Origin of the sequence: Pseudomonas matsuisoli (assembly GCF_014647635.1) — a bacterium.
Classification (GTDB): domain Bacteria; phylum Pseudomonadota; class Gammaproteobacteria; order Pseudomonadales; family Pseudomonadaceae; genus Pseudomonas_P; species Pseudomonas_P matsuisoli.
On record NZ_BMPO01000011.1, the window covers coordinates 124,431 to 134,635 of the forward strand.

The 10,205-nt window shown below is 62.4% G+C and carries 7 protein-coding genes and 1 pseudogene; 7 read left to right on the plus strand and 1 reads right to left on the minus strand.

Translation table 11 applies throughout. The features are described 5' to 3' along the window. Positions 1–98 precede the first annotated feature (98 nt). The 7 genes from IEY47_RS19375 to IEY47_RS19405 all read left to right on the plus strand — a co-directional run bounded on the left by IEY47_RS19375 (position 99) and on the right by IEY47_RS19405 (position 9,925). Complete coding sequence (locus IEY47_RS19375; protein ID WP_188985788.1) at positions 99–2,012, plus strand: TolC family protein; 1,914 nt, start codon at positions 99–101, stop codon at positions 2,010–2,012. Next, positions 2,009–2,959, plus strand: coding sequence for an efflux RND transporter periplasmic adaptor subunit (locus IEY47_RS19380; protein WP_188985791.1), 951 nt, complete (start codon positions 2,009–2,011; stop codon positions 2,957–2,959). The genes IEY47_RS19375 and IEY47_RS19380 overlap by 4 nt, the downstream gene beginning before the upstream one ends. Before the next feature lie 6 nt (positions 2,960–2,965). Beyond that, entirely contained in the window at positions 2,966–4,345 is a 1,380-nt protein-coding gene (locus IEY47_RS19385; RefSeq protein ID WP_188985792.1) for an efflux RND transporter periplasmic adaptor subunit, read from the plus strand. Between the two features lie 2 nt (positions 4,346–4,347). Next, on the plus strand, positions 4,348–6,465 hold the full coding sequence (locus IEY47_RS19390) for a hypothetical protein (protein WP_188985794.1): 2,118 nt from the start codon (positions 4,348–4,350) through the stop codon (positions 6,463–6,465). Between the two features lie 62 nt (positions 6,466–6,527). Next, positions 6,528–7,508 carry a Bug family tripartite tricarboxylate transporter substrate binding protein gene (locus IEY47_RS19395; RefSeq protein ID WP_188985796.1) on the plus strand — a complete coding sequence of 327 codons (981 nt, stop codon included), beginning with the start codon at positions 6,528–6,530 and terminating at the stop codon, positions 7,506–7,508. Between the two features lie 122 nt (positions 7,509–7,630). After that, complete coding sequence (locus IEY47_RS19400; protein WP_188985798.1) at positions 7,631–8,626, plus strand: tripartite tricarboxylate transporter substrate-binding protein; 996 nt, start codon at positions 7,631–7,633, stop codon at positions 8,624–8,626. Positions 8,627–8,944: 318 nt separating this feature from the next. Further along, positions 8,945–9,925 carry a tripartite tricarboxylate transporter substrate-binding protein gene (locus tag IEY47_RS19405; protein WP_188985800.1) on the plus strand — a complete coding sequence of 327 codons (981 nt, stop codon included), beginning with the start codon at positions 8,945–8,947 and terminating at the stop codon, positions 9,923–9,925. A 178-nt stretch (positions 9,926–10,103) separates the two neighbouring features. On the opposite strand, the pseudogene IEY47_RS19410 reads toward IEY47_RS19405, so the two are convergent. Then, positions 10,104–10,205 (minus strand): annotated as a pseudogene (locus IEY47_RS19410) (IS110 family transposase); the annotation flags it as partial.

The window sequence follows — 10,205 nt, forward strand, 5'->3', positions numbered from 1 at the left end:
AAGAACAACAAGAACGACCGGCCGGGGTCCGCCCCGGCTTTTGAATCACGTCGTACCGGTTTCTGCTGCAGACGCCGGTTGTGATCTGGAGTGCCGCCATGCAAGTGACCGAAACCCAAGGGGCCGCGACGGTTCCTGCGCGGGAAACATCCCGCATCGTCCTGCGTTATCTCGACCCCGAACGACCATCTGTCGCCCAGCGAGCCGTTGCCGCTCCGCTTAAGCCGGATCAGGCCGATATCAGGAATAACCACACCAGTTCACACGTCCTCTACCAAGGCGTTTGTGACCGATTTCCGTCCTCGCTGACGGACCTGACGGATTCCCGACCTATGCGCCAGCGCTTTCACAAACAGCCCTCTTCGACACCCGGCGTAGCGACGCGCGGCGTGTCGACGCCCGGCATGGATAGCTTCGCTGCGCGTCCCGCTAGCCTATTCGCAAGAAAGAAGGAAAACGCCCTCCGCATGCCGAACCTGTCCTGCGCCAAGGCACGTCATCTGTTCCTCATGGCCGCCGGCGGCCTGAGCCTGACGGCGTGTACCATCACGCCGCAGCCGATTGACGTCACCGCGCTCGCACTCGACAACAAAGCCCGCATCGAGGCGGATATCGCCGCCGAAGAGCCGGTGAGCGGCCCGATATCGCTGTACGAGGCGATGGCGCGCGCCATGAAGTACAACCTCGACCAGAAGATCGAGTTGATGGACGAAGCCTTCCGGCAGAAGCAGCTGGAACTCAGCCGCGCCGGCATGCTGCCGACCATCGCTGCGTCCCTGGGTTACAACGGCCGTAACAACGAGTCCGGCTCTAGCAGCCGTTCGCTGCTGTCCGGCAATCAATCTCTGGAACCGTCCACCTCGACCGAGCGCAGCACGACCTCGGCGGACCTGACCGCCTCCTGGGACATCCTCGATTTCGGCCTTTCCTACGTGCAGGGCATGCAGGACGCCGATGAGAAGCTGATCTCCGCGGAACGTCGGCGCAAGGTCGTCAACCGTATCCAGGAAGACGTTCGCACCGCCTATTGGCGCGCCGTGAGCGCCGACCGTACCTACAAGAAACTGGTCGACCTCGAAGCCCTGGCGCAGAAAGCCCTGCTGCAGACGCAGCAGCTCGAAGAGCGCCGTCTGGTGCCGCCGTTGACCGTATTGGCCTATCAACGCGACTTGTTGCAGGTTCAAGGCGAAGTGCAGAAGCTGCAGCGTGAATTGGCACTGGCCAAGAACCAGCTCGCCGCACTGATCAACCTCAAGCCGGAAACGCGCTACACCCTGGTGTTGCCCGACCGCACGGACATCGTGCCGGAGCTGCCCGGTTCGGCGGACGAGATGATCATGGTCGGCCTGCGTTACCGTCCCGAACTGCGTGAAGGCGCCTATCGCAAACGCATCAACGAAGCTGAAGCGAAGGCCGCGTTGATCCGTGCCTTCCCAAGCCTGAAGGGGGTACTCGGCCTCAACTACGATTCCAACGACTATCTCTACCACTCGCAGTGGCTGAGCTACGGCGGCCGGGTCACCTGGAACCTGATGAGCCTGTTCCGCTACCCCATGCAAAAGGAAGCGCTGATAGCCGAAGGCGAGGTGATCGACCAGCGCCAGATGGCCCTGACCATGGCGATCATGACCCAGATCCACGTGGCTCGCGTGCGCTTCATCCGCTACGCCCAAGAGCTCGGCACGGTACGTAGCTCGCAGGAAGTGCAGGACCGCATCCTCGATCTGTCCCGTGGTGGCTTCCAGGCGCGGACCGTCAGCCAGCAGGACCTGGTTCGTGAAGAACTGAACTCGGTTCTGGCGGAAATTCGCTATGACTCAGCCTACGCCGATGTGCAGAACGCCTACGCCAACCTGTACGCCTCCATGGGCCTGGACAACTCGGACGACGCACTGGATCTGAACGCGCCTGTCGCCGACATCGCCGCGAAGCTCCACGAGCACTGGACCGAACACGCCACCATTCTCCCGCCTTTGCCTGAAGCCGCTATGACCGAGAGGGCTGCACAATGAACCGTAAACCTATCGCCCTTTTCGTTGCGGCCTGCGCGCTCGGCCTGCCATTTGCTGCCGTCTACAACAGCAGCTCCGACGCACCGGAAACGACGCTTCAGCAAGTGCTCCCGCTGAGCACGGCGAATGCCGCTGAGAGCGCTCCTGTCGCAGCAGAAACCCCGGCACCCGCCGCCGGCTCGGTCAATGGCCCCGCCGTGGCCGCACCGATCGACAGCCCTGCGGGGACTGCGCCAGCCGCCGCCGATCCCGCTGCGCCGGCAGCAGCGGCCAATAACGAACGCCAGACCGCGCGGGGCGTCGTCACCGCTGTACATGAAGCAACCCTGTCGGCAGGCCTGGCGAGCGAAATCACCAAAATGCCCTTCAGCGAAGGCCAATCCTTCAAGAAAGGCGACGTGCTGGTAGAGTTCAACTGCGAACGCACCAAGGCTGAATCCCGCGCGGCGGAAGCGGCCATGCAGGGCGAGCAAAAAACCGTCGAAACCAACGAGGAACTGGAGAAATTCAATTCCATCGGCAAATTCGACCTGCTCATCTCGGTCGCCAAGCTGAACAAGGCCAAAGCCGAGTACGACGCGCTGCAAGCGCAGATGAAGCAATGCAAGGTCACCGCACCATTCGCGGGCCGCGTGACCGAACGCATGATGCGTCAGTACGAATTCGTACAGGTTGGTGAACCCATGTTGAAGATCGTCGACACCGGCGCGCTCGAACTGGACCTCATCATTCCGTCGAAGTGGTTGCAGTGGCTCAAGCCCGGCTCGCCCTTCTCGTTCAAGGTCGACGAGACCGGCCAAGCCTTCGATGGCAAGGTGGATCGCGTGCTGCCGTCGGTCGACCCCGTCAGCAAAACGATGAAGATCATTGGCCGTTTCAGCGGCAAATCCACGGGGCGCACCATTCCCGGGATGAGCGGCACCGCGACCTTTACGCCTGAGGGGTAAACGATCATGGCGGTCAATGTTCAGATTCCCCGGCCCGCGCCGAGCGAAACCGACAAGGCTCATGCCGCTGCGTTGCAGCTGCTCACGCTGGAAGCCGAGATTCGCCAACAGAAGTCCCAGCAGGATGTGCTGTTTCATCTGGTCAACGCCATGCAGGACCTGTTGCCCTACGGCCAGGCCCTGGCCTGGCGTCGGCCGCACCGCAAAGGCGGCTGGCAGCTCAAAGTAGTGTCCGGCCTGCCGGTGGCTGACCGCCATACGCCGCTTGCCCGCGATTTGACCGCAACCTTGCAACGCGAAGAGGCGGCCGGACATCTGAGCGCGCTGTACGCGTTCGAGCTTTCCGCACCTGCGGAAGACCGGGTGCGCGTCACACCGATTGCAGAATTTCCCTTACGGCATGCGCTGTGGTTGCCGCTGGCCGGCCGGGAGAACACCACCGAAGCCGGTGCGTTGTTCCTGCGGGAGACACCGTTCACTCCACGCGACCAAGCACTGATGCAACGCCTGGGCGATACCTATGCTCATGCCTGGCGTGCATTCGCGCCCCGCCGCGCATTGTTGGATAGCCTGCCGTTTACCCGCCGCACGCTTGGCATCACCGCAGCGGCATTGGTGGGCATTGGTTTGATTCCGGTCCGCCTGAGTGTCATGGCGCCCGTGGAAGTCGTCGCGGACAAGCCGTTCGTGCTTACCGCGCCGATCAATGGCGTCATCAAGCAGATGCTGATCTCGCCGAACGCGCCGGTTCAGGCCAATCAGCCATTGGTGCAGTTCGAAGATATCCAGCCGCGTAACGAAATGATCATGGCCCAGCAGCAGCTTGCCGTTGCCGAGGCCAAGGATTCGCGCACCTCTGCCGCTGCCTTCAATGACCGAGACGCCGCGCACGAGATGGCGATCGCCGCCGCCGAACATAATCTTGCGCGCGTGGGCTACAACTACTCGCTGGAAGTCTTGCAGCGGACGACCGTCCGCACGCCGGTGGACGGTATTGCCGTGTACAGCGACCGCCGCGACTGGGAAGGCCGTGCTGTTCAGGTGGGCGAAGAAATTCTCCAAGTGGCGGATGCCACGCGCATTCGCTACCGACTCGACCTGTCCACTGGCAATGCCATTGAGCTGGCCGAAGGCAACCCCGTCAGCATTTATCTCGAAAGCGCACCGCTCGGTGGCTTGAGCGCGGACCTCGCTTCGGTGAGCTATACGCCGCACACCCTGCCTGGCGGCCAGACGAGCTACGCGCTGATCGCGCAGCCCAATGATGGCGCCACGCCTCGTATCGGCTCACGCGGCACGGCGCGGGTCTACGGCAACTACGCCCCGCTGGCCTTCCAATTGCTGCGCCGGCCGATCGCCGCCGTGCGTCAGTACATCGGAGTCTGACCATGGCCGCCACGGACGACGCCGTACTCCCGCCGCTGCGCCAGGAGCTCCGCCTGGAGCCCGCGGCTGCCAGCCAGGAAGGCATCCCCCGCTGGCGCCTGTACGATCCCTTGCAGCATCGTTTTTTCCTGATCGGCGAAGCGGATGTGGCGCTGCTGTCGCATTGGTCCTGCGGCACCGTAGGTGCATTGCGCCGGGCGCTCGGCCGACAGCAGCAGGCGCTGGATGAGTCGGCACTGGAAGGCCTGCTGCGTTTTCTTGGTGATCATCACCTGATCCAGCCACGCGGACGCGAAGCGCGCACCAAGCTGGCGGACCAGACCGCACGGCACCGTGGCCAGGGCGTAAGGGGGCTGGTGAATCGCTTCCTAGCACTGCGAATTCCCCTGTGGAACCCGCACCCGCTAATCGAGGCGTTGCTGCCTTGGGTGCAGGCCATCGGTCAACGGTCAGTTTTGGCGGTTTGGGCCGTACTGACGCTGCTCGGGCTTTACCTTACCTCCCGGCAGTGGGATCAGTTCATCGGCACCTTCGCTGACTTCTTCTCGCCTGGCGGCCTTTTGGCCTACGGCTGCGCGCTGCTCGGGCTGAAGGTCATCCACGAGCTGGGACATGCCTACATGGCAATCACGCGCGGCTGCCGGGTGGGCAGCATGGGCGTGTCGATCTTCATGGGGTTGCCGATGCTGTACACCGAGCTCGGTGACGTGGCCCGGCTCGACAACCATCGTCAGCGCATGTGGGTCGCGGCGGGCGGCGTGCTGGCGGAGATGTTCATCGCCGGCCTGGCGACGCTGGCCTGGGCCATTTTTCCAGAGGGTTCGCTGCGCAGCGCGGCGTTCGTGATCGCGACGTCCAGCCTCGCGACCACATTGCTCATCAATCTGAATCCACTGACGCGCTTCGATGGTTATTACTTCTTCGCCGACGCGTTGAAAATCGAAAACCTGCAACCCCGTGCACTGGCCTACAACCAGTGGCTTATCGGCCGCGCGCTGCTAGGCCCGGTAGAGCAGGCCCCGGAGCCCGTAACGCGTGGGCGCGCGGTGTTCTATGGCATCTACGGCTGCCTCGTCTGGCTGTACCAGATCGCCTTGAGCTGCGGTATCGCGTGGCTCGCCTACAAAACACTGTTTCGGGCAGCAGGCGTCCTCCTGCTGGTGTATGCACTGTGGCATTTCGTGGGGCGTCGGATCATGCGTTCGCTGCAACATTTCTGGGCGCTGCGCGGGAAGATGCAGAGCCGTCGTCGGCTCGTGCTGGCCGGCGTTGCTGGCGTACTGTTGATCCTGTTCGTCACGCCGCTGGACCGCCACATTACCGTGCCCGCCATGCTCGGCTGGCAGTTGGAAACGCCCATCCAGGTGCCTGAGAACGCGCGCATCGACGCGATTCTCGTCGAACCCGACAGCCTCGTACGCAAGGGCGAAGTGCTGATGCGTTTCTATTCGCCGGAGCTGGAGAACAAACGCGCCAAGGCGCAGCTGGACTTGACGATCGCCAATGAGCGTCTGGACCGCATCAGCGGCGACAGCCGAGACCGTGCTGAAGCCACCGTTTTGCAGCAACAACGCAATCAGGCCCAGGCCGACCTGGATGGCCTGGCCGCACGCGCCCGCATGCTCGAATGGCGCGCCCCGGATGATGGGATGCTCGTCGACGTCCCCGCCAACCTTCACGTGGGCATGTGGGTGCGTCCGGATACCACGCTGGGGCGCGTGCTGCATGGCAAGGAGCACGACGCGCGAGGCTTCGTGGCCGAGAAGGATTTGCGGCGGCTGGCTGGCGGCGAAACGGGTGTCTTCATCCCGGATGAGCCAAGCCTGCCCAAGCACCACGTGAAACTAATCGCCGTGGATGACAGCGCCAGCGAGTTCATCACGCCGGATAGTTTGAGTTCGCGCTTCGGCGGCCCAATCGCCGCGCAAGCCGACGACAAGAATCGCTCGGTGCCCGTCGTGGCACAGCACCGGGCAAGTTTCATCGCTGAGCGTAACGAGGGAGAAGGCGTGCCCATGCGTATTCGCGGCGAGATCCAACTGGAAGCGGCTGGGCAAAGCTTGGCTGGCCAGACCACCGAACGACTCTGGCAACTGATCATTGCCGAGTTCCGCGAGTAAGCAGGACGCGATTGCGCGAGCAGAAAAATGAAGAACAACCACCTCTTTCAGAGATACACGAAATGATCGACCGTAGACAGTTCCTCCGTGGTACCGGCGTGCTGCTTGGCGCGGCATTACTGCCTAACGCCTGGGCGCAGATGGCATCTGCGCGCCGGATGGTCTGCGGCTACCCCGCTGGCGGCTTGTGCGGGCAGTTGGCCGAAGCCATCCTCCCGATCCTGGCCAAAGGAAACGCAGAGGATTTCCAGCTCGAGTTCATCGAAGGCCGGAATACCCGTACCGCGACAGAAAAAGTGAAAGCCGCGACGCCCGATGGCAATACGGTGCTGCTGGCCAACTCGTCCTCGTTGACGACCGTGCCCAACACCTACAAGGACATTCGCTACGACGGCGTCACCGACTTCGAGCCATTGGGCATGCTGGGCGAATACACCTTCTCGCTGACGGTAGGCCCCGTGGTGCCCAAAAGCGTGAATACGCTGCAGGAATTCACGGAATGGGTCATGAACAACGGCGAATTTCGTAACGTCGGCGCCGCGATCTACGGCTCCATGGCGCATTTGGCGATCCGGATCCTGGCGCGCGACACCAATACGCCGCTGCGCGCTCAGCCCTACAAGGGAACAAGCTCGATGATCCAGGACTTGCACAACGGTACTCTAGCGGCGGCTTTCACTGCGCCGGGCAATGCCATCGGTGGGCGCTACAGCGACGCGTTGCGCACCATTGGCGTCAGCGCGAAAGAGCGTCTTTCCTACTGGCCAAACGTGCCCACGCTGATGGAGCAAGGCTCGGCCAACATGGACATCGGTGGCTGGTTCGGCCTGTTCGTGCCGGCCGCCACGCCCGTCGGCGCGTGCCAGGCGATCCGGAATGACTTGCAAGCGATGGTGGCGACTCCCGCGTTCGCGGAAGCACAACGCCTGCTGCTCATCGCCGACACCGAGTTCGACCCACAAGTCATCCGCGCGCGGATTCGTGACGAGAAGGAACGCTACGGCGCCTTGGCACGGGCATACGCCATCACACCTCTCGATTGACCCTTAAGCGCGTGGTGACGCCCCGTTTCCACGCGCTGCGCTCGGCCCAATGACGCAAGGATGCATCCGTCAGTTTTATGGACCATCCGCCCCCGGAGGCAGAAATCCGGAAGGAACGCCACATGATCACGCGCAGATCCTTGCTTCTCAGGGCCGCCTCCGCGGCGCTCGCCTCGACCCTGCCCATACGGGGCGCCCTGGCTCAACCGGGCATACCGCCGAAAGGCCAATTGTTGTTCGGCTATCCGCCCGGCGCGGTGGGCAGTTTGCTAGGCGTCGGTCTGACGAAAGTCCTCGCTGGGGTTTCCGGAGTGGACTATGCGTTGGTCAACATCGAGGGCCGGAACACCCGACTCGCCTGCGAACAGGTACGCAACGCACCCGCAGACGGCGCGACTTTGCTGCACGCGCAATCTACGGCGATGTGTCTGCTGCCAAACATCTACCGTCACCTTGGCTACGATCCGATCCGGGATTTCACGCCATTGGGCGTGGTAGGCGAATTCACGTTCTCGCTGACAGTTGGCCCACTGGTGCCCCGCAGTGTCACGAACCTGCAGCAGTACCTGGACTGGGTTAAGCAGAATCCCGACGCCCGTGATATCGGTTTTTCCATCTACGGCTCGCAAGGCCACTTGGCGGTGCTTACCTTGGCGCAGGACCTCTCCGCCTCGGTCGAGCCGCTTGCCTACAAGGGCACCGCGATGATGATCAAGGACATCGCAGCGGGCCGTCTTGCCGCAGGCTTCACTGCGGCCGGTAATGGCGATGCGGCATTGTGGGCGAATGGCATCCTGCGCTCCATTGGCGTCACCCGGGGGGCTCGGCTGCCCTATTGGCCGAACATCATGACCTTGCGTGAGCAAGGCGTGGCCGATATGGACTTAAGTGCCTGGTACGCCTGGTACGCACCCGCAGCAACGCCCGCCGCTACCGTCCAGCAGTGGCGCCAGACCGTGCGCGCCATGCAGGCATCACCGGATTTCAGCGCGCTGCATACGCGCCTGTTGCTGACGCAACCCAAGGTGACGGTCGAGGAAATACCTGAACTGATCACTCTGGAAACCCGTCGCTTCAACGATTACGTCAAGCGATTGAGGTTTAGGCCGCTGGACTGATAGACCGGCTGTCCGAAGGGTCAGGTTTCGGATGTCATGGCCTGGCGCCATCGAATTTGCCGCCTACACTTCTATTTCATCGGCAAAGCCCGTTATGCACGCTTCGCTTGCGGGGCCTGCCGATGTTATCCACCGGAATGATCGCCTGGATGGGCGGTCAAGGACTCACGAAGTAACGGCTGCAATGTGACCGCTACCGCGTGTGCGAATGCTGGACGATTCGATCGACTGCACCGAGCGCTACCACCCTGCCACAAATGGGCGTTGCGTAGACCTCGACCGCACATGAGACGACGGCACAAGCCGGAGGATGTCGACATGATCAATCGTAGAACCTTCATTGGCGCCTCGAGCGCATTGCTGGCAGCGGCATCGTTCTCGTCCCTGCTCAACGGCCAGACGCGCTACTCAGGCCGGCTGATTTCGGGTATTGCTGCCGGCGCCACCGGCGATCGTCTGGCCAAGGAATCGCTCGGCATATTGTCCGACCAGTTCAATGTCGATTACCGCCTCAATGTCATCGAGACGCGCGAGACCCGCGACGCATCGGTCGCTGTGAAAACCGCGCGCGCGGATGGCTCTACCCTGTTGCAAACCCATTCCGGCCCCATGGTGCTGTTCCCTGCGACCTACCGGAAGCTGGACTACGACCCCCTCGATGACTTCACACCACTGGCGCTGATGGGCGATTACAGTTTCGCGTTGTCGCTCGGCTCCGCTGTTCCGGAAAGCATCACGAGCCTCGATAGCTATCTGAGCTGGGTGGATGACAATCCTGATTTCCGCGACGTCGGGTTCTCGCTATACGGATCCCAGGCGCACCTCGCGTCGATGATTCTCAGCCGTAGCAAGGAGGTTGCCCTTCGCCCACAACCATACAAGTCGGTACGCTCGCTGGTGAACGACATGAACTCCGGGACGATTGCCGCAGGTGTAACCATTACCGGCAATATCGGGCTGCTGGCGGACTCGCGCGTTCGGCCGATCGCGGTAACGGGCAGACAGCGGATCGAAGCCTGGCCGCACGTGGCGACGTTTTTCGAACAAGGGGTCCAGGATATGGACATCGGCGGCTGGTTTGGCTGGTTCGCACCGGCACGCATGCCTGAGTCCACCGTGCGTGAACTGGGTGATCGCATCGCCAGCATGCAAGCCACCGCGGCCTACGCCGACCTGCAACGGCAATTGATGTTGACGCAAGTGGCCCTGCCGCCTGCGCAAATCCGCGAGCGGATGAGCAGCGAGATGTCCGACTACCGAAAATTGGTCAAGACGTACGGCATTTCGCAAATGGGCTAGCCGCGCGGTTTGCCGAGTGTAGGCGGGTGCAATCGCGGCACAGGATTTCGATTGCGTGCCCGTTGCCCCGCCGGCAACTTTTAACTTGTGGCACCCGGGTTCCACCCGCTCTACACATGCTTCCAGGGCAGGTGCCACCGCACGGCTCCAATGCTCCCGTAGATACCGTCTTCCCCCTCTACCGAGCAAGTGCCAGTTTTGCATCGAAGGGGACGCCGGATTTGAGTACGCCATAGGCGATGTTTAGCAGCTTGCGCATCGCGGCACATACGATCTGCTT